The following is a 395-nucleotide window of genomic DNA, read 5'->3' as shown; positions in this document are numbered from 1 at the left end:
AAATGGTGTTCATCTAATGGCCGTAAAAGCAGAGCATTTAATTCCTGAGATTATTGAAAAAGCTAATCTTAGTCTGGAATATTAATCAAATCAGTACCTAATAATTCTGCCATAGCTTTCTGCTGAGGTGATGGCTCAGTCAAATCAGATCTTCTTGAATCTGCTATTAACCAATCTAAAGATGCATCTTGCAAATCAAAATGATCTCCATTTTTCCCGACACAATATTTACCAAACACTAACTTATCCATAAGTCTTACACCTTTACCAATCTTAGAATAATCAAAGATAATTGAGTTATCTATAGTTGCGCCCTCGCAAATGCAACAACTTGGTCCAATCATGGAAGGACCAATAATAGTTGCTCCATCCTCGATCCGAGTCATACCTCCTTT

The 395-nt window shown here is 36.2% G+C and carries 1 protein-coding gene; it reads right to left on the bottom strand.

Annotated features, from left to right (window positions below):
• Positions 1-68: 68 nt before the first annotated feature.
• Positions 69-395: acyltransferase (locus AMO19_RS05065; RefSeq protein ID WP_445013447.1), on the bottom strand; the 327-nt coding region annotated here is incomplete at its 5' end.

This window comes from Prochlorococcus marinus (genome assembly GCF_001180245.1).
Lineage (GTDB): Bacteria > Cyanobacteriota > Cyanobacteriia > PCC-6307 > Cyanobiaceae > Prochlorococcus_A > Prochlorococcus_A marinus_F.
The sequence above is the reverse complement of the archived record's forward strand: the minus strand, read 5'-3'. Positions and strand labels throughout refer to the sequence as shown.